This window comes from Pseudoalteromonas denitrificans DSM 6059 (assembly GCF_900112265.1).
In the GTDB taxonomy this organism is placed as follows: Bacteria; Pseudomonadota; Gammaproteobacteria; order Enterobacterales; family Alteromonadaceae; genus Pseudoalteromonas; species Pseudoalteromonas denitrificans.
Window position 1 is genome coordinate 122,683 of record NZ_FOLO01000004.1, and the last position, 26,382, is coordinate 149,064.

Genomic DNA, 26,382 nt, shown 5'->3' on the forward strand with positions numbered 1-26,382 from the left:
CATCTTTTCCTGCTATACCGTCTTTGCCATCTAAACCGTTAGCACCATCTTTTCCTGCTATACCGTCTTTACCATCTAAACCGTTAGCGCCATCTATTCCTGCTATACCGTCTTTGCCATTTGAACCGTTAGTGCCATCTCTTCCTGCTATACCGTCTTTGCCATCTAGGCCTTTGTCACCCTTAGCAACAAATAATTTCCAATTTTGACTATCCAGTTCAGGCATTTTACTTTCATTATCACTTTGTAAATTATTTAAAGTTATATAAGTATTACCTTGATAAGTTACAAAATCATTTTTTACATATTCCGTATTTTGATCCCATACACCTCTAAATCTCAACCCATCTTTACCGTCTTTACCAGCTATACCGTCAACCCCGTTTGTTCCATCTAAACCGTCTTTACCAGCTGTACCGTCAACCCCATTTTTTCCAGCTAAACCGTCTTTACCAGCTATACCGTCAACCCCGTTTTTTCCATCTAAACCGTCTTTACCAGCTATACCGTCAACTCCATTTTTTCCATCTAAACCGTCTTTACCAGCTATACCGTCAACTCCATTTTTTCCATCTAGGCCCTTATCTCCTTTAGAAACTAATAGTTGCCAATTACTACTATCAAGTTTTGGGGTTAGACTTTCACTGCTACTTTGTAAATTATTTAAAGCTATAAAAACACTTCCTTGATAAGTTACAAAATCATTTTTTATATATTGGGAGTTTTGATCCCATAAACCTTTTGATTCAAAACCACTTTTACCATCTAATCCATTAATACCGTCTTTACCATCTAATCCATTAACACCGTCTTTACCATCTAATCCATTAACACCGTCTTTACCATCTAATCCATTAACACCGTCTTTACCATCTAATCCATTTACACCGTCTTTACCATCTAATCCATTTACACCATCTTTTCCATCTACTCCAGCTTTCCCTTCAAGTCCAGAAGGTGAACCAACCCACTCTCCAAACTCATTTATTATCATTTCTCCAGCAACAAATATACTTGATGCATCAACTTGACCTTTTACTGAACTTGCAACTTTAGCATGGTAAGCTTTAGGGAAAGTATCAATAGACAGTCGTGGTGACATCTCAGTATCATCTTCTATTTTAATGCCCAAATTGATGTTTGAACGTGAAAATATAGATTCATTAATAGGGTTTACTGAGCCCAAGTTAATTTGATATACCCCAGCTATAAATTCAACATTTCGAATAGACTGCCAAAGTAATAGTTCTTCATCGTAAAGGCTAAAAGTTACATTAAAAGTACCTTCTACTGGCTCTTGAGAGTTACTATTAGTTAAAGTTCCTTGATGATTTAGTTCAGCGGAAAATCCAGACATTGAGGCAAGAGAGAGTAAAACTGCCAATGTAGTTTTTTTCATTGTAATTATTCCATGTATATTTTTTATTAAAATAAGCAACTAACTCGCTATCTGAGCAGGTTGTTTTGGTAAAGTGATTAAATAGTTTTTAATTCGAAGGTGACAATACCAGCGCTTGACTTTTAAGTTGAAATCGGTTGCTTACAGTTAAAGCTGGTTGGACAGTCGTTTGAGCTGAGATATCAAAACGACCAGAACTTATTTCCTGCCTTAGAGGCACAAAAGTAGATGATTCCTTAATCATTTGATTAGGTGTTTCTATTTTAGAAGCTGGGGGGGGATCAGTAACTATTACTGTTTCTTGTTCATTTTTTTCACTTGGGCTTTTATCTCCTCCACAACCAGTTTGAATTACCAAGCAGGTCAGAGCAACTAAAAATTTAGCGCGTAGTATCATTATATAATTCCATTTATATTTTAACTATTACTTTTCAATTGCTTACTATACACATCTGCACCTATAATAACCACAAGAATATTTTTTAATTCATTTATTATCAATCAATTTTATTTAAAAATCGGGAGATCCTCCCGAATATGCACCTATTTAGCTTCAATTAAGCTTGCTAACATACCTCGCACTTTCTCAGTACCAAAAAATAAAAGAATGCTTTTTGCTTTATTAAATGAGTGGAGTTTCAATGAATTTTAAAAATATAACCAAAATAAGAAGCAACTTTCAAATTAGCTGTAATAACTGCAATATCAGCCAACTCTGTTTACCTGTTATGTTCAATGAAGATGAAATGGGTAGGCTCGACGATATTATAGGTCGAAAAAAACCTTATCATAAGGGCGATTTTTTATATAAAGCAGGAAGTAAAGTTGAATCAATTTTTGCGATTCGATCAGGTTCATTTAAGTCATATATTATTACCGATGAAGGTGAAGAGCAAATAACAAATTTTCACCTCGCAGGAGATTTACTCGGCTTTGATAGTCTTGCTGACATGAAACATAAAAGTTATAGCCAAGCCATGGAAACAGGGATGATCTGTGAAATCCCACTTGATACTTTAGATACATTATCAAATAAAATACCGCATCTAAGACGTCAAGTATTAAGGATAATGAGTAAAGAAATCAATGAAGGACAAAAAATGTTACTTCAATTGAATAAAAACACCGCAGAACAACGACTTGCAATTTACATTTCTAATTTATCTAAGCGATTTGGACAAAGAGGGTTTTCTGATAAGGACATTATTTTAACTATGACAAGAGGTGAAATTGGTAACTATTTAGGATTAACAGTTGAAACTGTTTGTAGATTGTTGAGTAAATTACAAAAAGAAAACATCATTCAAACTAAAGGAAAGTTTATAACGATATTGAATTTTGAAATGCTGAATAATATCACTCTAAAGATCCCTGCATTAGTGTCAAATATTCAAGTTGTTGGTTTTAACGATTAATATATTAAAAAATATAAAGCAGTTTCTAATGAAACTGCTTTAGTCTTAAATATATTATTTACCTTCTACCTTACCCCATGAATCACGCAGACCCACAGTTTGGTTAAAGACTAAATCGTCATGCTTGTTGTCACGACAAAAATATCCTGTACGCTCAAACTGAAAGCTCTGTTCTTTCTGGGCATCCACCAAAGATGGCTCTAAAACCGCGTTATTGGCAATTGTCAAAGAGTCCGGGTTTAATTCGCTGTCTGCATCTGGATTTGCAACATTAAAAAGTCTGTCATAAAGTCTGACTTGTGCTTTTATGCCTTTAGATGCTGATACCCAATGGATCACACCTTTAACTTTTCTGCCATCACTTGGATTTTTACCTAATGTTTCAGGATCATAACTACAATAAACGGTTGTTATGTTACCATCAGCATCTTCATCATAGCGATTTGCTTTGATCACATATGCATTACGTAAACGCACTTCTTTTTCAAGAACTAAACGCTTAAATTTTTTGTTAGCTTCAATTCTAAAGTCTTCACGCTCTATGTACAACTCACGCGTGAAAGGCAATATACGCTTACCCATTTCTTCTTTATTAGGATGATTAGGGGCATTTAGTTCTTCTACATTGTTCTCATCAAAGTTTTCAATGATAACTTTAATAGGATCTAGAACAGCCATAGCACGAGGTGCATTATCGTTTAAGTCTTCACGAATACACGCTTCTAACATCCCCATTTCAACTGTGTTTTGTTGTTTGGTAACACCAATGCGGCTGCTAAACTCACGAATTGAAGCAGGTGTATAACCGCGTCGTCGTAAACCTGCAATTGTAGGCATACGCGGATCATCCCAGCCTTCAACTAAGTTATTTTCGACTAAGTCGTTTAACTTACGTTTAGACATTAATGTGTATTCAAGATTTAAACGTGAAAACTCTATTTGCTGAGGTTTACACGCTATTGAGATATTTTCTAATACCCAATCATATAAACGTCGGTTATCTTGGAATTCGAGTGTACATAAAGAGTGTGTGATCCCTTCCAATGCATCTGAGATACAATGGGTAAAATCGTACATAGGATAAATACACCATTTATCACCAGTTTGATGATGTTCAACAAAACGAATTCGATAAATAATAGGGTCGCGCAATACCATGAAAGAACTGGCCATATCAATTTTAGCGCGAAGTACACACTCGCCTTCTTTAAATTCACCATTTTTCATTTTGGTAAATAAAGCTAAGTTTTCTTCAACAGACGTTTCACGATAAGGACTATTTTTACCTGGCTCAGTAAGTGTACCGCGATACTCTCTTGCTTGTTCTGGACTTAAAAAACACACATAAGCCAAACCTTTTTCTATTAGCTCTACAGCATAAGCGTGTAATTTATCAAAATAGTTTGATGAATAATTGATTTCACCGTGCCATTGAAAACCTAACCACTTTACATCTTCTTGAATTGCATTTACGTAATCAACATCTTCTTTTTCTGGATTTGTATCGTCAAAACGTAAATTACATAAACCATTATAATCTTGTGCAATGCCAAAGTTTAAGCAAATTGATTTTGCATGACCTATATGTAAAAAACCATTTGGCTCTGGTGGAAAACGCGTATGTGTTGCTGAATGTTTTCCTGATGCAAGGTCATCGTCAATTATTGTACGAATGAAGTTGCTTGGGCGATTTTCAATCTCCGCCATGGAATATATATCCTCTAAAATAAGTGCTACATTTTTATTTAATATTGCAAAGCATTATTACAAATCTGCGTAGTAATTGCAGTACTTTAATAATGCAATCAAGTTATTTTTTCTATTGTAGCTTTGGTATTGAATCATTTTCCTCACAAAAACTAATTTGTGACTTTTCAACCATTTCTTGCGGTAATGGTTTTTTAACCTTAATATTGAGCGATTTCATTTCCTCGGCTTTTTTTACTAAATTTCCGCGTCCTTCGCTTAATTTTTTCATTGCATCACTGTAACTTGTTTCTGCTCGCTCAATATTGATGCCTACTTTTTTCATATCATCAACAAAACCTACAAGTTTATCATAAATACTGCCCGCTTTTTCAGCTATCTCTTGTGCATTTCTATTTTGATATTCCATTCGCCACATATTATTGATTGTTCTCAAAGCAACCATTAAATTATTAGGACTTACTAGCATAATATTTTTTTCAAGCGCAAATTGTACTAAGGTGGGCTCATGCTCTAAAGCAGCATTAAAAGCTGGTTCAACAGGAATAAACATCAGTACATAGTCTAAACTTTTTATTCCGTGTAGCATTTGATAATCTTTTGCACTTAATTCTTTGATATGGTTTTTGATTGCGTTTATATGATCTTTTAATGCCGTTGTTTGTTCGGCTTCTATTTGTGCATTGTGGTAACGTTCATACGCCACTAAAACCATTTTAGAATCAACAACAACATCTTTACCTTGTGGTAAATGAATGACAACATCTGGTTTATATGCTTTTCCTATTTCATTTTTAAGGTGTAATTGCGTTTCATATTCATGTCCTTCTCGAAGTCCTGAGCCTTGCAAAACACGCTCGAGTACAACCTCCCCCCAAGTTCCTTGTTTTTTATTATCCCCTTTTAATGCTTGTGTTAATGCATTTGCATCTAAACTCATTTTTAAATTAAGTTCTTTTAAACCAGAAATTTCTGATTTTAGTGCATGACGTTCTTTCGCTTCACTTGTATAAACATCACTGACTTGTTTACTAAAACTTGATAATTGGTCTTTAAGGGGGGTTAATAAAAGATCCAATCCACTTTTATTTTGTTGTGCAAAATTAGATGTTTTTTCAGTAAAAATTTTGTTTGCAATATTTTCAAACTGTGCTGAAAGCCTTTCTTCTGACTTTTCTAATAAAGCAATTTTATCGATATAAGCGGTTGTTGATTCGTCTTGTTTAGCAACTAATGCTTTTTGTTCAGATAATTTATCTTGTGTGATCTCAAGTCTATCTTCTAAAACCCTTAAACTATTTTGCATAGTATGTATTTCATCAAATTTAGCTTCAAGGCGTGTTTTGGTAACTAAATACTGATCTTTGTATCTATTAGAGTTATGTTCAATTTGCTTTTCTGTTTGCTTAAATGCATCGATTGTTTCTAACAAAGTTGCATTTTGATTTTTATATTTAGTCAATTTATTTTTTAAATTAAAAAATACAAAAACAATGCTAAATACAAGAATCACAAATGCTAAAATCAAGATTTGTTCAAGTTGAGTCAATGGCTTCCCTTATTAGATTTTCGTTTTTTATCAATGACTACATGGTGATTCATTAAAGTTGTGGTGTATCAGCTGTATTTTTCACTTGAGACATATTCAATTCAAGTTCATTTAATCGCGTATTCAAATGATCATTTTGCTGCTTTAACTGTGTCAACTGTACTTTTAAAGCAGCTAATTTTCGTTCTTTTTCTGATGCTTTCATTTCAAATTCAAGCAAGGTTTCTTTGAATCCTTGAATGTTATTATTTCTTAGGGATATTTGTTTATTAAAATTTTCAGTTATTTGATTCTGCTCTATTGATATCGCATTAATGGAAGCTAACTGTTCATTAAGCTGCACCTTTTGTTGTTTCGTTTGCTCCTGCACTGTATTAGTGAGCGCTGTGATATCTTTTTGATTTTTACGCCATGCTGAAGCCCATAATTTATCCATTTGCTTCCATAATTCAGAGGTTTTATCTGAAAGTTGTGATGTTTGTTCAGATAAGTCTTTCACTCTTGTTTGCATTGCAATAGCTGAAGACCCCATTTCCTCATCTGTCGCCGATAACGCATTTTCTAAAACCTGAATTCGGTTTTGTGATGCTTTCAAAACCACATTCTGTTGGTACATAAACCAAGATGTGCCTGAAAATAAAGCTAATGTTAATAAAATAGGCAATGGCGACTTTTTAGTCGTTTGTATATTTGATGACTCAGGAAGTGTTTTTTTTATATCAGGGACATTACTTTGTCTTTTATGTTTTATATCTTCTTTTTCTAATACGATACTTGGAATGTGTTCATCTGAATGATTTTTTTGCATTTTTATCCCTTTATTATAATTTTTCTGGCTGCAATAATTATTTTTTCAATATGCTTTAACTATCTTGACACAAGGGGCGCAGCTAAATTGCAGTATAAAGGGAGTTATACAATAAAACTATCAATTACGATTAAAACGCCATTTATCTTTATATGGAAATACATCTGCAATTTCGCCATCTTGAATACTTTTTTGCAGTTTTTGCCAATAAACCGCATCAAATAGGTCACTATGATAAAACTCAAAATATTTTTTTGCTTTTAAGTTGGAAGATAAAAATATTGAAAATTGCTCAGGAAAAACATCATTTGGTTCAATATCAAACCAAGGTTCATTGGATAATTCATCAAATGTATTATCGGCTTGTGGAATAGACTTAAAATGACATTCAAGTAAAGGGCAAATTTCATCATAATCATAAAAAACGACTCTCCCCCAACGTGTCACTCCAAAGTTTTTCATTAACATATCTCCAGGAAAAATATTTGCTGCCGCCAATTGCTTTATTGCATTACCATATTCGAACATGACATTTTTCAGCTCAATATCATCGCTTTGTTTTACAAATAGATTAAGCGGTAGCATTTTTCGTTCTACATAAACATGTTTTAATATCAAAGCATTACCACTAATAATAATATTATTGCCAGCCTTTTGTTTTAATTCGATTAATATTTCTTGACTAAAACGAGATAAATCAAATGCGAGATACCTAAACTCTTGTGTATCAACCAAACGACCAATACGATCAGCATTTTTTACAAAATCATATTTTTCCATCACACCTTTTCGCGTTATATTTTTTGGCGGGGTAAATGTATCTTTTATAATTTTATAAACATATTCTGAGTTTTGAGTTGTAAATACCAACATCACCATGCCTTTAATACCAGGAGCACTAATATATTTCTCACCTGTAGGCATGTCTTTTGTAGAGTCAACTTTATATCTATAAAACTCTGTTTTTGCATGTTTGATAAATCCAATTGCATTAAATAGCTCAAAGCGCTGTTTACGAGGTAATAATTGACATAAATAATCAACATATCGTACAGGTTGATCTGTATCTACCATAAAATAAGCACGAGCAAAACCAAATAACATACTTAGCTGCCCTTCTCCAATAATAAAGGCATCTACAAATAATTCACCATTGTCATTATTTAAAATAGGCAAAGCAAATGGCACACATCGATTATCGTCATCATCAATTATTCTTCCAATAATGTAGGTTGCTTTATTTCTAAAAAATAAAGACTTTGCAAACTCTATATGGCAATTTTCAATACTGAGCATATCACCATCAAATTTACGTAAAATTTGATTAATAGAGCTGATATCTCTTTGAATATCTTCAAAGGGTATTCTAAATTTAAAATAATTTAAAAGTTGCTCTAGTGCACTAATAACACCCGTAGCACTATCTAAATGACACAATATTTCATTTGTAGATCTTGTTTTTGGCTTAAATTGTTCTTGTAAAATAAATAAATGAACATCGCGTTTATTTTCATCCCCTTTAATACTTCCAAATACAGAATTAAAGAATGTTTGCCCTATTAATGCATTTTCATGATTTATGATCAAAGTCGCAAATTGATGTTTAGCTTCATGCCAAAGTGATGTTTCCATATATTCTTCATATGCAATACTTTTAATTGCATGAGCTGTATTTTCTACTTTATTTTCATAAATTTTCAACCTTAACTTCATGGCATCTTGTACTTCATGCCAGGCAGCACGCTCAAAACGAGATTGTGCCGCTAAAGTAATGTTTAAAAAGTCAGCAAACATAGATTCAAAACCAGCTAAAATAGCACGTGAAATTTTTACACTAATGACATGATTAATGGACTTATTATCCTCTGCGTGATCAATTATTCTATTTGCCACTATAAACCTTACCTATATCGACTATTTTCGTATGAATATTTACTCACCTTAACAATCAGGGTTTAATTGAAATAATTTATATATTGAATAAGTAACATTGATGCAATGAATATTAGAAATATAGACCTTAACCTCTTAGTATATTTAAACGTATTAATAGAAGAGCGCAGTGTTTCTAAAGCAGCAAACAAAGTTGCGTTAACACAGCCTGCAATGAGCAATGCATTAAGTAGACTCAGAACTTTATTTGATGATCCTTTACTTGTCAGAACAGCACAAGGAATGAGCCCAACAGAAAAAGCCAAAAAGATCAAACCTGAAATAGTGCTGTTTTTATCTATGGCTGAACAAATTACCCAACCAGATAAAGCATTTTCACCACAGCAAAGCAAAGTGACTTTTAGAATAATGACAAATGATTACATTGAAGCAACATTAATTGCGCCTTTCATTGCATCAATTCTAAAGACATCACCACATATTAATTTTGATATTTTGACACCAGGTGATATTGATTTGCAAGATATGGAAAAAGGATTGATAGACTTGGCAATTAATCGTTTTACATTTTTACCAAAGTCTTTCCATCAGGCAAAAATTTGGCGTGATAACTTTTGTTGCTTAACCCATAAAAATAATTCATACGCAAAAAAAACAGATTTAGATACTTATTTAAATACTGATCATATATGGATCAACCGTTCCGGTTGGGGCGCTGAAACTGCAGTTACCAACAAGTCAGGTTCTCAAAAATTAGGCTGGGTAGATGAAGCCTTGTGGCAAAATGATAAAACAAGAAATATTAGAGTATTTACACGACATTATATGATGACACAGCTACTATTAGCACAATCTGAATTAATAGCGACCATACCCAGACGACAAGCTATGCTATACAAAAATGATCCTAATTTAGTCACTTTAAAAGTCCCTTTTCAAATTGTTCCTGTTGAGATAAAAATGATTTGGAGTCCATTATTGCACCACTCTAAAGCGCATCAATGGTTACGTAGAGCCTTGGGCGATTATGCAAAAACAGTTCAAGATAGATAATTAAAACCATTCTATTGATTTAATCAATATCAAATATTGAAAACAACAATTTCATTTATATTCATAAAAAGGCTAATTTAAACCTAGGCATTAAGAAGATAATAAATTCTTAATGAAAATAAATACTGGGAATGAGAGAGTTAATAATGAAACCACAAATAAATGCAGATCAAGGCTTTAAACGTAGAGAAAAAATTTTTATCGATAGTCCTTTACGTCATTTTATTGAAGACGAAATTTTAGTTTCAACATCTATTTCTAAAGAAAACTTCTATGAAGTACTTTCAATTCTAGTAGCCGAATTTGGCTCTAAACTTAGAAAAGATAATTATGTCACGCGTCAAAAAAATGAACTTAAGGTTCATGATAAAGTAATTTCATCTGTAATATTAGATGAACATTGTTGTGAAATTCCTAAAAGCATCATTTTATGTTTAATATCGAGTATTTTACGTCAAGAACACGGTGAAGATTTAAAAAACACTCACATTAATAAAATGATAGAAAGAATTTCACAGTTATTGCCATCAATAAAAAGCACTATAAAAGACCAATTAAGTATTATTGAAACTTCTAATATAAATAATTATAAAGTCGCCTAATGCAAAATTTAAATACAAATATATTCATTAAATTGTAAGTATCTCACTATCAGATATTTACAATTTTAAAATTATTCATTACATATTTTCAATGACCATTAATCCAAATTCAGAACACTTAACTTCAATTGCACCATCTATCAAAGAAGCAAAATCATAGGTCACTTTTTTTGTGGCTATTGCACCTTCGAGACCACGACTGATTAACTGAGCAGCCTCATGCCAACCAATATGTTCCAACATCATTTGCGCACATAATAAAATTGAACTTGGATTAACCTTATCCAAGCCTGCAAACTTTGGTACTGTGCCATGTGTCGGTTCAAAAAAAGCAAGTTCATCATTTAAATTAGCACCTGGTGCAATACCAACGCCACCAACCTGTGCAGCCAATGCATCAGCTATAAAATCTCCATTAAGGTTCATTGTCGCAATAACATCATACATTTGAGGACGTAAAATAATTTGTTGTAACATGCTATCGGCAATGACATCTTTTATAATTAAGTTATTCTCACTCTTTTTATGCTTAATTGTCATCCAACGGCCATTTTCATGCATTATGGCACCAAATTCATCTTTAGCAATCTGATAGCCCCATTGCTTAAATGCGCCTTCGGTAAACTTCATAATGTTACCTTTGTGCACTAAAGTAACGGACTCTCGATTATTTAACAGCGCAAAGTTAATAGCTTGGCGAATTAACCTTTTAGATCCCTCTTCAGATATATGTTTTATACCTATTCCACAATTTTCAGAAAAACGTATTCGTGTAACACCCATTTCATATTGTAAAAATTCAATTAACTTCTCTGAATCAACTGAGCCTGCTTTAAACTCAATACCTGAATATATATCTTCAGAGTTATCCCTAAATACCACCATATTTGTTTTTTCAGGATTTTTTAGTGGCGAAGGCACACCTTTAAACCATTTTACAGGTCGCATATTGACATATAAATCCATTTCTTGACGCAATGCGACATTTAGTGACCTGAAACCACCACCAATCGGTGTTGTTAATGGTCCTTTGATGGCCACACAGTGATCACGAACGGCTTCAAGTGTTTCTTGAGGAAACCAGTCACCATCATACATTTGAGCTGCTTTTTCACCGTTAAACACTTCCATCCAATGAATTTTATTTTTATTACCATAAGCTTTAGCAACAGCTGCATTTACAACATCTAACATAACAGGCGTAATATCAACGCCAACACCATCTCCTTCTATATACGCTATGATAGGATTATTTGGTACTGCTAATGTACCATCAGCATTGACAGTGATCTTTGAGCCCGTTTCTGGAACTCGGATATGTTGGTAGTGCATAATAACCTTCTTTTCCCTAATAAAGGAATATTTTAAATAAATCAAAAAGATATGATTTTGCTTTTAACTTTACCATAGTTAAACAGGCTAAATTAACGATAAGCAACCTTATATAATAAATGAATCAAGTTAGCATCAAACCTCTGTCTAATCATTTTTTCTTAACTTAGTTAAAAAACACACAATTATGTGGCGGTTTTTAATCAAAATATTAAATAATTGCATTTATATCAATAAACTACTGGTTTTTATCACACATCACACTACACTGATTAAATACTGAAAAGTATAAATTTCCACAGAATGTAAATGTAATAATTCTATAAGGGTAAAATATGAAAAAAGTATTGATCTTAACTAGCTTACTTGCTGTTGCTGCGTTAAATGTACCTACAGCCAGTGCAGATGATATTTCACTTCGTGTTTGTGAGTATATTTCTGTAAATGATAAAACGCGTTTACGTTCATTTTTGAAAAATAAAAAATTAAAAGTTAGAAATATATTCAAAAAAATTGAATGTAATGGTAAAAATTTATTAATTTTTGCAGCAACTAAACAATCTTTAGATACAGGAGAGTTTTTAATTGGGAAGTTACCTAAAAAGGTTGTATCTGCAAACTTAGCTGAAATAACTAAGCTTTCTGCGCATTTAGCTGAAGATGCAAAAGAAAGAGTTGAATAAAATTTTAATAATTAATATAAGGTGAGAAAATTTCTCACCTTACTTATGCTAATTTTTTCTGAATATTATTTATTATGAGGGGATGAATTCTATCATTTAATACTTTAATAACTTCAAATTGCTTTAAACTAAAATTTTCATCTAATTTAAACTCAGCCTCTAAACAAATACAAACAGATCCATGCTCGCTATGATCAACAATTAAAAACTGCCCAACTTGATTTTTTGATTTTAATTGTACAATTGCATCTACACTTGGCTGTTGACCATTATAAAACTCAAAAAACCAACTTTTTGTTAAAACAGGTTTAAGGTAATGCTTCACAGCAGTCGCATTGAGAGCCACCTGACATATTTGAGCATCATTCCATAGATTAAAACCTGACAGATAAGTATAAACTTGCTGGTAAAAATTCGCATCAGTTAAACTAAACGCCGGATTTAATAAAACATCATTTGTTAAATTACGAATTTTATAGGGAGTGCAAAAAACCATCTCATTACCCATATCGAGTAAAAGACATTTTGTTTTAGAACAAGCAAACCAACTCCATTGTTTTGAAGCTTGTAACATAAAAAATCCCCGAAACACACTGATTTTGAGGATTATAGATAAATTCAACAGATTATTGAAATATTTTTAATAATATTTTACGAAGGATCATTTTTTTATATTACTGATCCTTATAACGTAAAAAATGATCTCTACAAACCCGTTAAGATCTTTTTAACCAAAGGAGGACCTTGGTATATAAATCCAGTATAAACTTGTAATAAATCAGCACCTGCATTTAACTTTTCTTTTGCTGATTGCGCACTGTCTATGCCGCCTACACCAATTATAGGTAGTTTATTACCAGTTAATCGTTTTAGCTCACTGACAACATGGGTAGATTTTTGTCTGACAGGTTGACCAGATAACCCCCCCATTTCATCACAATATTTTTGTCCTTGAACTAAAGAACGATCTAATGTGGTATTTGTAGCGATCACACCATCAATATTATTATTTAGTAAAGATCCCGCAACTTGTTCTATTTGTATCTGATCTAAGTCAGGGGCAATTTTAACAAGCATAGGTACATGTTTTCCATGTTTTGCTGATAAATCATCTTGCTCATTTTTCAAACTTGATAGTAAATCATCAAGTGCTTCTCCGTATTGTAAATCACGTAAACCTGGCGTATTGGGTGAAGATATATTTACAGTGATATATGAGGCACTTGTAAATACTTTTCGCATACAATGAATATAGTCATCTTTACCTTTCTCATTTGGCGTATCTTTATTTTTACCAATATTGATCCCCAAAATACCATTGTATTTAGACGATTTAACATTCCCTAAAAGATAGTCAACACCTTTATTATTAAATCCCATGCGATTAATAATGGCGTTTGATTGAGGTAATCTAAATATACGAGGTTTATCATTCCCCACTTGTGGACGTGGTGTAACAGTACCTACTTCAATAAAACCAAAGCCCATTTGACCAAATGCATCAATACATTCAGCATTTTTATCAAGGCCCGCAGCCAAACCTAATAAATTTTTGAATTCCAAACCTAAAAACTCAACCGGTTTATCCGCTATAGATTGTGCCCACATAGCGTTTAATGGGGTATGCGCAAATCGTTTTAAATTATTTAATGCAAAATTGTGAGCCCACTCCGCATCTTGTGTAAACATAAAGCGGCGTGCTAAATCATAAAACATAAACTTCTCCCAAAAAAATACCCCAGCGACCAAGATGGTCAAACGGGGGTATTTTATAACAAATAAATCAATAACACATGCCCAATATGAACAAGTAACTTGTTTATTTATTTAGATGTATCACACGTATGGCTTAGTAACATTAATTCTCTTAAAGCAACCGAGAATTTTGCAAAGTCATGACTTTGAGAGGTTTTAAATTCAGCAAGCATATGTAACCAACGCTCTAATAAAACGTCATGATCTTGCATCCAAGAATCAACAATTGCATCAACATTACATTCAGTATCAGGACAACTATTTAATACAACAGCTGATATTGAACGTTGCTGCCAATCTAACTCTTCTCTAAAGGATGCACGTGCTAGTGCTTGCCAATGATTTGCAACTGGTTGATTTGTGATTTGATCTAAGAACCAATGCAGTCCCATTCTTGCACCAAGTTTAAAGTATGTATTTGCAACAATATCCATATCACGATGTGCATGATCTGCAACTTGTGCTAAATCCATTACTGAGAATAAGCTAGATAACTGTGCAATTCGCGCAGCAAGTTTTTTATCTATCCCTTCAGATTGAAGAGACTGTGCTTCAAGCGTCAACTTCTCAGCTTCTTCTTTATTCATGTAAGTCGTTAAGTTTGCACTTAAATCTTCAAATGCCGGCGCAAAGAATGCAATTGTTTGTTCAATGTTAAGTGCTTTATTACGATGACGTAAGAACCATCGAGTTGCTCTACGAATTGTACGGCGTAACTGATATAACATTTCAGTTTGAACAATTGCAGGCACTTTATTATCCAATGCTTCAATTTGCGACCAAATGTCAGACATTTGGAATACTTCTGCAGCCATTGAGTAACATAATGCAATTTCAGCAACTTGAGCGCCTGTTTCTTCCATCATACGCGCTACAAAATTAAAGCCCATATCATTAATAATATTATTAGCAAGTTTAGTTGCGATAATTTCAGCACGAAGTGGGTGATTATCCATCGCATCATTAAATCTTTCTCTTAATGGTACAGGGAAAGCAGTCACCAGTAGTTGGCGATAATAAGGGTTATCAGTCAATTCAGGTGTAACTAAAGACTCTTTTAGAACCATTTTTGCATATGATACTAATACTGAAAGTTCTGGTCTGCTAAGGCCTTTACCAGCAGCAAGTCTTTCTGATAGCTCTTCATCAGAAGGTAAAAATTCAATTTCACGGTCAAGTTTACCTTCTTTTTCAAGAGCATGAATAAAGCGAATTTGCTCTTTTAATGTAGAAGTACTTTTTAATTGTGTTACTGAGATAGTATGTGTTTGACGGTAACAGTCATTTAATACATCAACAGAGACTTCATCTGTCATTGAGTATAATAACTCATCACGTTGCTTCTTAGTTAAATCACCTTGGGCAACTAAACTATTAAGTAAAATTTTAATATTTACTTCGGTATCAGAACAAGCAACACCACCTACATTATCAATGAAGTCGGTATTTATACGACCACCATTTTGTGCAAATTCAATACGACCTAACTGAGTACAACCTAAGTTGCCGCCTTCACCAAACATTTTTGCGTTTAGCTCTGAGCCATTAATACGTAAAGCATCATTTGCACGATCGCCCACATCTGCATCAGTTTCACTGGTGGCTTTTACATAAGTACCAATGCCGCCATTCCAGATTAAATCAACCTGCATTTTTAACACAGTACGAATTAATTCGTTTGGTGTCATGCTTGCTTTTTTAGTACCAAGCATCTTTTTAATTTCAGGGGTTAATGAAATTGATTTTGCGGCACGAGAGAATATGCCACCACCTTCAGATATAAGTGATTTATCGTAATCTTCCCAACTTGAACGTGGTAATTCAAATAAACGAGCACGTTCAGGATACGTTTTAGCTGAATCAGGGTTAGGATCGATGAATATATGCATATGGTTAAAAGCAACTTGTAAACGAATATGCTTAGATAACAGCATACCATTACCAAATACATCCCCAGCCATATCGCCAACTGCCACACAAGTAAAATCTGTGGTTTGACAATCAATACCCGTTTCACGGAAGTGACGTTTCACAGACTCCCATGCACCTTTTGCAGTTATGCCCATTTTTTTATGGTCATAGCCAATCGAACCACCCGATGCAAACGCATCGCCTAGCCAAAAGCCATATTCTTCTGAAATGCTATTAGATATATCAGAAAAAGTAGCAGTACCTTTATCAGCTGCTACAACAAGATAAGCATCATCAGCATCATGGCGTACAACATTTTGTGGCGGTACAATTTCACCTGCAACAATGTTATCTGTTATATCAAGTAAACCACGAATGAAGATACGGTAACATGCCTGGCCTTCGGCAAAAAATTCATCTCTGCCACTTGGTAGTTGTTTACAAACAAAACCCCCCTTTGAACCAACAGGCACAATTACAGTATTTTTAACTTGTTGCGCTTTTACTAATCCTAAAACTTCCGTTCTAAAATCTTCACGTCTATCTGACCAACGTAATCCACCGCGAGCAACTTTACCAAAACGTAAATGAACACCTTCAACTCTTGGTGAATAAACAAAAATTTCAAATGCCGGTCTTGGTAATGGCATATCAGGAATAAGTGTTGGCTGTACTTTAAAAGAGATAGATGATTTATGCGCACCATCAGATGTTAACTGATAATAATTGGTTCTGAGTGTTGCATTGATCATATCTAAATAAACACGAATAATTCGGTCATCATCTAGATTAGCCACATTATCTAAGTCGGCATGTATTTTTGCGACAATTTTATTAAACGCTTTTTCAGAGTAATTTGCTTTTGGTGAGAATTTTTTCTCAAACAATGCTACAAGTTGTTGCGCTAAAGCAGGATAACGCTCAAATGTACTCTCAATATAACTTTGTGAGAAAGTAACACCAATTTGACGAATATATTTTGCATAAGCACGTAAAACTGATGCTTCACGACCACCCAGTCCCGCTGATAAAATTAAACGATTAAATCCATCATTTTCTAAACGGTTTTGCCAAACATCTGTTAAGGCATTTTGAAAACGTTCAGAGCTTGCATTAAAGTCACCTTCAGCTGTGTTTCCAAGTAACATCGTAAAATCCATGATCCAATTTACTTGACCATCAGATGTTTTAACTGAGTAAGGTGTCTCACCAATAACACGTAAACCGAAGTTTTCAAGCATAGGCATAATAGCTGATAAATGAATTGGTTCATCTTTGTGATATAAGCTTAAACTGACTTCATTACCATTTGCTTCTTGTGGACGATAAAATAGCATTTGAAGTTGATTATCATCGCTGAGTAATTCAAGTTTTTCAATATCAACTACAGCAGCACTTGGTAATACTTGGTCTTTATAAGCACGGGCAAATGCATGGCTATATTTACGGTTTAATTCGTTCCCTGTTGCTTCGCCTGCTCTTTCAAGTAATACAGACTGTAGCTTGTCTTCCCATGTACGCGCAGCTTCAATTAAGTTTCTTTCTATGTCTTTCACATTAAATTCGATATTGTTGTCGGCTACACGAACAGTGTAATGTGTTCTAGCCAGGATAGATTCTGAGAAAAATGTAGTAAATTCTACTTTTTCTTGAGAGCCAAATTCTTTTGCAAGTATTTGTTGTGTTTCACGGCGTAGTGCTGTGTTGTAACGTTCTCGTGGTACGTAAACCATACAAGAGAAAAAACGACCATATATATCTTTTCGCACAAACGAGCGACACATATCGCGTTCTTGCATTTGTAAAACACCCATAGCAACTTCTAATAACTCTTGCTCTTGAGCTTGTACTAATTCATCACGCGGGTAAGTTTCTAATACATTTAATACCGCTTTATAAGCATGTGTTCCTTTAGCAAAGTCACACTTATCCATTATACGATTAATTTTAGAACGTAATACAGGAATATCACCAGCACTATTATTGTAAAAATTTGAAGAAAATAAACCGATAAATCTATCTTCTCCAATCACGTTACCTTTTTTGTCAAAACGTTTAATGCCAATGTAATCGATATATGCTGGGCGATGAACACGAGAGATGGAATTTGTTTTCGTCAGTATTAATAAGTGCTCATTACGTGCTTCTTTTCTTGCAATTTCAGGTAAGTCTGAAAGAAGTCTTATTTTTTCTTCTTCAGAATTCTTCATCATACCTAGGCTTGTGCCTTTAATGCCCTTTAATTCGTAATCACCTTTTACAGCCGTTAGCTCGTATTGACGATAACCCATTAAAGTAAAATTGTCTTTACTTAACCATTGAAGGAAATCTACGGTCTCTTTTATTTCAGATTTATTTTTAACACCTTCACGATTTGGGATTTCAGACGAAATTTGTTTTAGTTTATCTTTAATAGGCAACCAATCTTCAACTGCAACAGAGACGTCTCGTAAAACTGAGCTTAATTCTTCTTTTAATGATTCGATTACAGTTGCATCAGTTTGACGGTCTATTTCAATAAAAAAAACTGTTTTGGTAGAAGATGAAGCCTGTTCACCTTTTAAATTCGAAATAGCAGAAATTTTATTTTCAGTATCTCTTTGAATTTTAAGTGGAGAATGTAATAAAAGGTGAGATGCGATATTTTCGCGTGTTAATGCCATACGAACTGAGTCAACTAAAAATGGCATATCTTTAACAATTATTTCAACAATCGTGTGAGAGGATTGCCAACCATGTTTTGCAAGCTCAGGATTTACAACTCTTACCAATACATCATCAGATATTTGATTTTCGAGTGAATTCCATAAACTTAGTACAGCACCATATAAGTCACTGTCATTGCGATTTGCCAAATCTTCTTTAGACATATTGCTGTATAAGGTTTTGGCAAACTTTTCAACGAGTGACACATTATCTGCATGTACTTTCTGATGTATTAATTTACAAACATTATCCAACAGAACTGAAGTGCGACTATCGTTTTGTGTCATTGTGTGTTCCTTATCTATTACTTCTATAAACGAGTAATTAATGTACAGGTGTTTATTAGCGTGGAGTCGGGGTGAATTCTAACTCTTTTAGCTAGTAATTAAACCGTTTTTTTATATCAATGCAGTATAAATTTCAAACGGTTGGACATCTATTCACAAAATATAGATAAAAATGGCCAATAATGGCCATTTTTAAGAACAATTATTCACTATTAATTCAACTTTTTTTATATCCTTTTTTAACAGGCCATAAAATCGTACCTATTGCGGGAAGTAATAGAACAGCACCAAGCATATTCACTAAAAACATAAAAGTTAATAATATCCCCATATCAACCTGAAATTTTAATGCAGAGAAAACCCAGGTACTCACTCCTAATGCTAAAGTGATCCCAGTGAATAACACAGCACTCCCTCTTTCAAGCAATGCATTTCTATAGGCTTGAGATAGTTGCACACCATTTTTTAGTTGTGCGCTCATGGAAGATAGAATATAAATACCATAATCCACACCTATACCCACACCTAAAGCAATAACAGGTAAGGTTGATACAGTTAAACCGATTTGTAAGAAAACCATCAAAGCTTGTGCCATGGTAGATACAACATAAAGCGGTAAAACAACAGCAATTGTGGCTCTTACAGAGCGGAAACTAATCAAACATAATAAGGTAACAGCACCATATACATATAACATCATAGGCAGTTGTGCTTGTGCAACAGTTTGATTTGTTGCAGCCATCACGCCCACAGGACCTGTGGCTAAGCGAAATTTAAGTTCATCTGTTTGTTCTAATTTTCCAAACTTTTCAACAGCAGCAATGACACGTTCAATTGTTTGTGCTTTATGATCTTCCATAAAAATAATGATAGGCATTACACTACAGTTACCATTTAATAAGCCTGTGCTTGTTTCAACTCGAGCTGTAGCCTGTACCAAACTTGAAGTATTACGAGGTATTGTTTGCCATTTTAAATTTCCCTCGTTATACCCTGCATTAACAGCTTGAGAAACAGAAGTTAAAGAAATTGCAGATTGCACACCTTCTACATTTTCTATATTCCATTGAAACCTGTCTACTCGAGACATCAAATCATGAAAAGTACAAGCCTCTGCAGGTCCTTCAACAATGACTTTAAGAATATCAACAGAAATTGAGTATTTATCGGTAATTAGAAAAGTATCCTGATTGTAAGCAGCATCTGAATGTAATGACGGCGCTCCTGGATGCAAATCACCTATTTGCATTTGCTGTGATTGCCAAAAACTGAAACCAAATAGAAGAGCAACAACGAATATAATTTTTTTAGCAATTTTAGGGTCCGTTGCACAAACTAAAATTTCAATTAAGTTTTTAAATGCATCTGGTGAGCATTCACCTTTATTTTTCCCTTTCGCCGTTGCAGTATTAAAATAAGACGCTATCACAGGAAGCAAAATTAAATTAGTAAAAATGATTACTGCGACACCTAAACTCGCCGTAATAGCTAACTCACGAATTATACCTATATCAATTGATAATAAAGTTAAAAAGCCAACTGTATCTGATAAAAGAGCAATGCCACCTGGGATCAGTAAACTTCTAAAGCAAGTTTCTGCAGCCATTTTGCAAGCAAGCCCTTCTAGTGTTTTTTTACCAATTGCATTGACCATTTGAATCCCATGGCTCACACCAATTGCAAAAACTAAAAATGGTATCAAAATAGACATAGGATCAAGGCCAAAACCTAATTGTGATAACAATCCAAGCTGCCATACAACCGCAATCAAAGAACAAGCAATAGGTAAAAGCGTCAGTTTTAAGCTTTTACAAAAGAACCAAACCATAATGAAAGTAAAAATAATCGCGATCACAAAAAATAAGACAACACCTTTTGCACCATCAGCAATATCACCTGCCATTTTAGCAAAACCAATAATATGGATAGACACAGTATCTGTACTGAAAGGTGCTCTTACTTGTGTTTCTAGTTTTTCAGCAAAAGCTAAAGTATCTAGTTTATCTTGCGTTGTTGGGTCAATTTCCATTAACTGCGCTGAAACCATTGCACAAGAATAATCATTGGCTATTTTACGCCCAACAATATTCGCTTTTTCAATGTTTTCTTTAACCTTTGCAAGTCCCGCTTTATCGGCTTTGAAATCAGCTGGAATAATTGGCCCGCCAGCAAATCCATCTTCTACAACTTCAACAAACCGGGCACTGGGAGAGAAAATTGACTGAACCAAAGACCGATTTACACCTGGGATAAAATATAGCTGGTCATGTACTGATTTTAACTGAGTAAAAAATTCAGGATTGAAGATATCTCCGCTTTCATCACATACAGATATAAGAATACTGTTAGCACCACCAAATTGTTTTTCATGTTTTAAATACAACTTCATGTAATCATGATTTAGTGGAATATTTTTGTTAAATGATGCATCCAATTTTATATTTGTTGCACTAAACGCCAAAAAAACAGTTGTTAGTATAAATGCAATGATCACCGCTAAACGGTGCCTAAAAATAATTAATTCAAATTGTGTTAATAAACTACTCATTTTGTTATTTCAACTCCTGACTCTTAATACCTACCTCAGAAGCAAATATTAATTTTTGATCTTTTATGAGTGTTGCCAATATTGCTTTGCCATCTGATAATTCAAGTTTTGTGACACTTCCAGCTTTATAAGTTAACAAAATTCCGTTATTAGAAGATAAAACAGCACCATCATCTGTTACTAAAATCTGGTTTATTGTTGCTTGTGAATGCGTCTGTACTTTTTTCCAGTTTTTACCGCTATCCGTTGACGTAAATGCATTACCTCTTAAACCTGCGGTGATCCAAGTGCCATTTTTTAATATTTTAATATCAAAAAATGAGCCTGTATAAATCTCATCTAAGCGGTTCCAGTGTTTGCCGCCATCTTCACTCATGGCTAAAAAACCTTGTTCACCGGCCATAATAAGTTTGTTTTTTGATATCAGAATTTGATTAAAATGAGGTAAAATAGACTGAGTTTCTATTACATAACCTTCGGGATCCTCAGCTTTAAGTTCAGCCAAATAATCTGCATCTTCACTAAATAGCAAACTACTCAAAAATTCATTTTTCCAATTTATTCCACCATCTGATGTACGATAAAATAAACCATATGCACCTATGGCAAAACCGTTAAGTTTATCTTTAAATTGAATATCTAAAAACGGTTTATCTAACTCTGGCTGGTAGTTTTGGACTGACCATTTAACACCACCATCAAGTGTGTGCAAAATTGTTGCATCGTGACCCACTGCCCAACCTATATTTTGATCAATGAAAAACACAGATGTCAATAGTACTTGTAAAGGTACTGAAGATTGTTTCCACTCAATGGCATCATTGCTGTGCAAAATTATCCCTCTTTTACCTACTGCAACGATATATTGTCCATTGTCCGTTATATCCGTTAATAAGGCCTTTTGTGCTTTTGAAGCCATTACTGCTGGAGTTAATGATTCTAAGGCTTTAGGTTCCACAGCTGCCTGAGGCTTATTCGTAAATAATAAAATGCACGTAAATAGCAAGCTGTATATAAAAAATTTCATGAGAGACTTCGTTTTATCAGTTAGTTAAAAAAGGCCCGTTAAGGGCCTTATATGAAATGTGTTTGTTATCTACGTCCATCGCGTTTTAATGCGTTCGAGGTAAATTCAACATTTTTGAATGGCTTTGAGAAATCATACATTTTCTCTTCATTATCTAAACCTATCGCCAAATATCGACGAGAGTTTAAATCATGATATACATCTAAAGTACTCCAATGTGTTTGTACTTCGTAATAATTTAAGCCATGTGCCATAGCAACACGATATAATTGATCTCGGTTATCATAAATATCGGCTACATGTATTTGCCAGCTATCTTCATCTATATAAAAAACACGCTTTTTATAAATATGACGCGTTCCCTCTTTTAAGTTTGCTTCAACAACCCAAACTCTGTGCTTTTCATATCTCACATGTTCTGGATTAATATGACCAGCTTTTAAAATATCATCATACTTCAAGTTATCACTGTGCAGCTTATAACTATTGTATGGAATATAAAGTTCAGTCTTACCTTTTAATTCCCATGTATAACGATTAGGTGAACCATTAAACATATCAAAATCATCAGTAGTACGTAAACTGTCAGATGCTGTACCTGGTGCATCATATGCAACGTTAGGAGCACGACGAACACGGCGTTGACCGGTATTATAAGTCCACGCTTGGCGCGGTGTTAAAATTTGATCCATTGTTTCATGAACCAAAAGCGCTGTACCAGCCAAACGTGCTGGTTGCGTTACCTTTTGTTTAAACTTAAACAAAATATTAGACTCTTGTAATGACTCAGGTGTTGCATCCTTTTCTGAGTACTTCACAAGCAGCTTTTCATCAAAGCCAACAACATTATATGACCCACTCGCCGTTGGAGCTGCTTGACCACCAAAACGCGAAATAGACAATCCACGATATCTTAAAATATGGTTCCAAATAACTTCTAAACCAGTTTCAGGAATTGGAAATGGAATACCAATTGCCGTATTTTTTATGCCATTGCCATCTTTTACTAATTCAGCAGTTGGCGCATATTTTTTAGTTGCTTCATATATAAAATCAGGATATGACGCACTACGACGTGTTGGGTAAATATTCATTTTAAAAGTGTCTGGATAAGTATCAAACAAGGCAATCTGACCTGGAGATAGATTTGCTTTGTATTTATCTAAATTACTTTTATCAATTGCAAGTTTAACCGCATCACTTGCAAATGGATCTGGATGGTGCATTCCTGGTGTATAACCATCAGGGGCTTTTTTAATACCGCCATCCCATGCAGGAATAGAACCGTCTGCATTACCTGCTTTTATCGCACCAATTGGTGTTAATTCAGTACCTAGCTTTGCAACATTTTCAACTGATGTTTTTGCAAAAGCACTGCCCGTAGCAAATACACCACAAAGGGCAAGTGCTATTAGGGTAGGTTTTTTAGTCATCATTTTACCCTTATATAGAATATTTAATATTTAAAGAAACATAATCACGGTCTGAGAAATTATTTGTTTGACCGCCGCCCCAAAATTTGTTGTAGCTCATATCAAGTGACCATGCATTTTGATAATTGAAGTTAAGATTTAAACCCAGTGATTTTCTATCTTCGATGAATAAATACATAGGATCAGGTGTGATACCATTTACATCATGTGAAAAAACCACTCTTGGAGAAATATTGACCCCTGCAAAGACATTGTTGTAATCACCTTTAGCAACTAAACGGTAACCCCAAGCAGAAGCTGATGGAAATGGGTTTGTTTCAGGTCCATTTGAAAGCGCTTGATGAAGTAAAGTATAATCTTTACCTTCAACACCATACATTTTTCCTGTACGACCTGTACCAGACACATTTAATCTAAGTTCATCAGGATCAGGCATGTCATTAATTGTAACCCCCCCTACCTCACCAAGAAGTACCCAGCTATCAGCACCTAAAGATGGGCCAAACAAGTGTGTTGCTGTAAATTGTAATTGCATAGTATCGCTAGTAACATAACCCTGAATAGGTGCACCAGGTGCAACAGTATCGAGTTGAGAAATACCAGCAAAATCTGGACGTATATTTGCAACAGCAAGTTGTTCAGGCATTACACCATATAATATTTCAACATCATCAATTTGAAGTGGTTCATCTTCGCGGTATGCAAACTCACCCGCAAACGAAGTTTCACCTAAAACAGTATTAAAACTTAAACCATAAAGTTTAATATCTTCCGGATATACAAGAGCACCATTACTGAAAGCACCTAATTCTAAGATATTATCTTCGGTAATTTCATTTTGTTTAATATACCCTAAATCTTTACCTACACTAGCAGCTGTAAAATTAGAAGCATTTGCTGAGATTAAAGGACGACGACTATGATAATTAACATGATACAAACTAAATTCTGTTTCATTTAATTCAGGCACATACCAAGAGAATTTCAAACCATATTGGCCTGAGTCTTTAGGTTTTGTCATGCCTTTTGAGCCTTTACCTTTTAGCGCAACTTTTGTTGGATATTTAAGATACATATTACCCAATAAAGTAGATGCTTCAGCACTATTTTGATCGATATTTTGTGCTGCAAGTACAGACATCCAATCAGCATACAAATTGTTTAAACCAGATGTAACAGACGCTAAGTCCATATCAGGATTAGATGTAAATCCTAATTGAACATTGTTCATATAGCCATTCTCAGATGCGAAGTCATTGGTAGAAAAATAACTACCTGCAACAGGCAAACGAGTCTCCTGCCATTCATATTGATAAAATGCTTCAACAGAAATATTTTCTGTGATTCCTAGTGATGCCCATAGCATACCAACAGGAATAAACGCCTCTTTTAAATCAGCACCAGGTGCTTTTAGTCTATCAATATCAACAGGGTTTACATTGATACCATGAGATATAAGCGTACTTTCGCCCCAGTTAACAACTTGCTGACCTAAGCGAATTGAAAGCGGGTTATTGCCATCATTTAAATCAAAATCTGCATAAATAAATGCATCTAATAATCTAAGGTCTCTACAAACTTGATCTTTAGATTTTTCATCTGCACAAGGATCAACTTGATTTCCTGAAGTTGGATTATCGTAAGGTCTACTTTCATCCATCAATTCAAAATCGTAAAAATACATAAAGCGTGTAAATATACCAAAATTATCTTTTCGAATATCTAGCTCATGAGTACCTTTAATCAACTTTGAAAAAGTATCTCCAGAGTCAAAATTTAAATTACCAGCATCGCCATTATTTGAATATGTGCCTGGCTTAGACCAAACATCACTAGATGAATAAATTGGATTAAGGGATGGATTATAGCCATTCCAATTAAAACTAGGGTGATTACTTTTACCTATTTGGTTTTCGAAATCACGGTCTTCTATGCGCCAGCTGCTACCAGCTGAAAATGTTGAATCAAAATTCACCTCAAATCCACCCAATTCAAAACTTTTGGCTGAAACTTGTTGGCTACTAAGAGCAAAAAACGCACAGGTAATACCGAGCGCTAATTTCTTTTTGACAAAAAGAGGCCTTTTTATCATGTTGTCTTCCCTCTTGTGGCGGGTCACTTTGTGATCGAGTTATTGTTATTAGTATACTGCTACTGAATCAAAGCATTACAGCAATTTACATTTGATGCAAGAAACTAATGTAAATTAATAAAAGTTAATACTCGTCCTCATTGGTAAGACATCTTACCAGTAAAATTACACTCTTTTAAAGC

Annotated in this window: 18 protein-coding genes; 4 read left to right on the plus strand and 14 right to left on the minus strand. The window is 34.1% G+C overall.

Going from position 1 to position 26,382, the window contains the following annotated elements; translation table 11 throughout:
• Positions 1-1,399, minus strand: a 1,399-nt coding sequence (locus tag BM088_RS27120; protein ID WP_483878431.1) for a collagen-like domain-containing protein, incomplete at its 3' end; no start/stop codon positions are given.
• Positions 1,400-1,487: 88 nt separating this feature from the next.
• The gene (locus tag BM088_RS04245; RefSeq protein WP_091980317.1) at positions 1,488-1,796 is read right to left on the minus strand and encodes a hypothetical protein; all 309 of its coding nucleotides are present in this window, start codon (positions 1,794-1,796) and stop codon (positions 1,488-1,490) included.
• Positions 1,797-2,040: 244 nt separating this feature from the next.
• Between BM088_RS04245 and fnr the strand changes: the two genes are divergently transcribed.
• Positions 2,041-2,814, plus strand: coding sequence for a fumarate/nitrate reduction transcriptional regulator Fnr (gene fnr, locus BM088_RS04250; protein ID WP_091980320.1), 774 nt, complete (start codon positions 2,041-2,043; stop codon positions 2,812-2,814).
• A gap of 54 nt (positions 2,815-2,868) precedes the next feature.
• Here the strand turns inward: fnr and glnS are convergent, their stop codons facing one another.
• From glnS to aceK, 4 genes are all read right to left on the minus strand, one after another.
• Positions 2,869-4,521: a glutamine--tRNA ligase gene (glnS, locus tag BM088_RS04255; protein WP_091980324.1), complete on the minus strand. Its 1,653-nt coding sequence runs from the start codon at positions 4,519-4,521 to the stop codon at positions 2,869-2,871.
• Between the two features lie 112 nt (positions 4,522-4,633).
• A complete protein-coding gene (gene rmuC, locus BM088_RS04260) occupies positions 4,634-6,070 on the minus strand; it encodes a DNA recombination protein RmuC (protein WP_245763751.1) in 1,437 nt (478 codons plus the stop codon).
• A 52-nt stretch (positions 6,071-6,122) separates the two neighbouring features.
• Positions 6,123-6,878 (minus strand): GumC domain-containing protein, encoded by a 756-nt coding sequence (locus tag BM088_RS04265; protein WP_091980327.1) that lies wholly within the window; start codon positions 6,876-6,878, stop codon positions 6,123-6,125.
• Between the two features lie 120 nt (positions 6,879-6,998).
• Positions 6,999-8,771, minus strand: a complete 1,773-nt coding sequence (gene aceK, locus BM088_RS04270; RefSeq protein WP_091980330.1) for a bifunctional isocitrate dehydrogenase kinase/phosphatase — start codon at positions 8,769-8,771, stop codon at positions 6,999-7,001.
• 105 nt (positions 8,772-8,876) lie between these two features.
• Between aceK and BM088_RS04275 the strand changes: the two genes are divergently transcribed.
• On the plus strand, positions 8,877-9,824 hold the full coding sequence (locus BM088_RS04275) for a LysR family transcriptional regulator (protein ID WP_091980333.1): 948 nt from the start codon (positions 8,877-8,879) through the stop codon (positions 9,822-9,824).
• 146 nt (positions 9,825-9,970) lie between these two features.
• Complete coding sequence (locus tag BM088_RS04280) at positions 9,971-10,426, plus strand: hypothetical protein (RefSeq protein WP_091980336.1); 456 nt, start codon at positions 9,971-9,973, stop codon at positions 10,424-10,426.
• A 78-nt stretch (positions 10,427-10,504) separates the two neighbouring features.
• On the opposite strand, the gene icd is transcribed toward BM088_RS04280, so the two are convergent.
• A complete protein-coding gene (icd, locus tag BM088_RS04285; protein WP_091980340.1) occupies positions 10,505-11,758 on the minus strand; it encodes an NADP-dependent isocitrate dehydrogenase in 1,254 nt (417 codons plus the stop codon).
• 335 nt (positions 11,759-12,093) lie between these two features.
• Between icd and BM088_RS04290 the strand changes: the two genes are divergently transcribed.
• On the plus strand, positions 12,094-12,441 hold the full coding sequence (locus BM088_RS04290; RefSeq protein WP_091980345.1) for a DUF3718 domain-containing protein: 348 nt from the start codon (positions 12,094-12,096) through the stop codon (positions 12,439-12,441).
• Between the two features lie 43 nt (positions 12,442-12,484).
• Here BM088_RS04290 and BM088_RS04295 read toward each other — a convergent pair whose 3' ends face one another.
• The 7 genes from BM088_RS04295 to BM088_RS04325 form a co-directional block, all read right to left on the minus strand.
• Positions 12,485-13,015, minus strand: coding sequence for a cell division protein ZapC domain-containing protein (locus BM088_RS04295; RefSeq protein WP_091980349.1), 531 nt, complete (start codon positions 13,013-13,015; stop codon positions 12,485-12,487).
• A gap of 131 nt (positions 13,016-13,146) precedes the next feature.
• A complete protein-coding gene (gene pyrD, locus BM088_RS04300; protein WP_091980353.1) occupies positions 13,147-14,157 on the minus strand; it encodes a quinone-dependent dihydroorotate dehydrogenase in 1,011 nt (336 codons plus the stop codon).
• A 107-nt stretch (positions 14,158-14,264) separates the two neighbouring features.
• Positions 14,265-19,100 carry an NAD-glutamate dehydrogenase gene (locus tag BM088_RS04305; protein ID WP_091980358.1) on the minus strand — a complete coding sequence of 1,612 codons (4,836 nt, stop codon included), beginning with the start codon at positions 19,098-19,100 and terminating at the stop codon, positions 14,265-14,267.
• A 217-nt stretch (positions 19,101-19,317) separates the two neighbouring features.
• Positions 19,318-21,648, minus strand: coding sequence for an efflux RND transporter permease subunit (locus tag BM088_RS04310; protein ID WP_091980363.1), 2,331 nt, complete (start codon positions 21,646-21,648; stop codon positions 19,318-19,320).
• 4 nt (positions 21,649-21,652) lie between these two features.
• Positions 21,653-22,675 carry a YCF48-related protein gene (locus tag BM088_RS04315; protein WP_091980368.1) on the minus strand — a complete coding sequence of 341 codons (1,023 nt, stop codon included), beginning with the start codon at positions 22,673-22,675 and terminating at the stop codon, positions 21,653-21,655.
• Positions 22,676-22,740: 65 nt separating this feature from the next.
• Positions 22,741-24,108, minus strand: coding sequence for a DUF1329 domain-containing protein (locus BM088_RS04320; protein WP_091980371.1), 1,368 nt, complete (start codon positions 24,106-24,108; stop codon positions 22,741-22,743).
• 10 nt (positions 24,109-24,118) lie between these two features.
• The gene (locus BM088_RS04325) at positions 24,119-26,200 is read right to left on the minus strand and encodes a DUF1302 domain-containing protein (protein WP_091980376.1); all 2,082 of its coding nucleotides are present in this window, start codon (positions 26,198-26,200) and stop codon (positions 24,119-24,121) included.
• Positions 26,201-26,382: the final 182 nt, after the last annotated feature.

What these genes read in the sequence shown, in the direction of transcription:
- pyrD (WP_091980353.1), bottom strand. Translation starts at nt 14,157, where the DNA reads ATGTTTTATGATTTAGCACGCCGCTTTATGTTTACACAAGATGCGGAG.
- icd (WP_091980340.1), bottom strand. Translation starts at nt 11,758, where the DNA reads ATGCACTACCAACATATCCGAGTTCCAGAAACGGGCTCAAAGATCACT.
- BM088_RS04325 (WP_091980376.1), bottom strand. Translation starts at nt 26,200, where the DNA reads ATGATAAAAAGGCCTCTTTTTGTCAAAAAGAAATTAGCGCTCGGTATT.
- fnr (WP_091980320.1), top strand. Translation starts at nt 2,041, where the DNA reads ATGAATTTTAAAAATATAACCAAAATAAGAAGCAACTTTCAAATTAGC.
- BM088_RS04310 (WP_091980363.1), bottom strand. Translation starts at nt 21,648, where the DNA reads ATGAGTAGTTTATTAACACAATTTGAATTAATTATTTTTAGGCACCGT.
- BM088_RS04305 (WP_091980358.1), bottom strand. Translation starts at nt 19,100, where the DNA reads ATGACACAAAACGATAGTCGCACTTCAGTTCTGTTGGATAATGTTTGT.
- BM088_RS04265 (WP_091980327.1), bottom strand. Translation starts at nt 6,878, where the DNA reads ATGCAAAAAAATCATTCAGATGAACACATTCCAAGTATCGTATTAGAA.
- BM088_RS04280 (WP_091980336.1), top strand. Translation starts at nt 9,971, where the DNA reads ATGAAACCACAAATAAATGCAGATCAAGGCTTTAAACGTAGAGAAAAA.
- BM088_RS04245 (WP_091980317.1), bottom strand. Translation starts at nt 1,796, where the DNA reads ATGATACTACGCGCTAAATTTTTAGTTGCTCTGACCTGCTTGGTAATT.
- BM088_RS04295 (WP_091980349.1), bottom strand. Translation starts at nt 13,015, where the DNA reads ATGTTACAAGCTTCAAAACAATGGAGTTGGTTTGCTTGTTCTAAAACA.
- BM088_RS04315 (WP_091980368.1), bottom strand. Translation starts at nt 22,675, where the DNA reads ATGAAATTTTTTATATACAGCTTGCTATTTACGTGCATTTTATTATTT.
- BM088_RS04320 (WP_091980371.1), bottom strand. Translation starts at nt 24,108, where the DNA reads ATGACTAAAAAACCTACCCTAATAGCACTTGCCCTTTGTGGTGTATTT.
- BM088_RS04290 (WP_091980345.1), top strand. Translation starts at nt 12,094, where the DNA reads ATGAAAAAAGTATTGATCTTAACTAGCTTACTTGCTGTTGCTGCGTTA.
- glnS (WP_091980324.1), bottom strand. Translation starts at nt 4,521, where the DNA reads ATGGCGGAGATTGAAAATCGCCCAAGCAACTTCATTCGTACAATAATT.
- BM088_RS04275 (WP_091980333.1), top strand. Translation starts at nt 8,877, where the DNA reads ATGAATATTAGAAATATAGACCTTAACCTCTTAGTATATTTAAACGTA.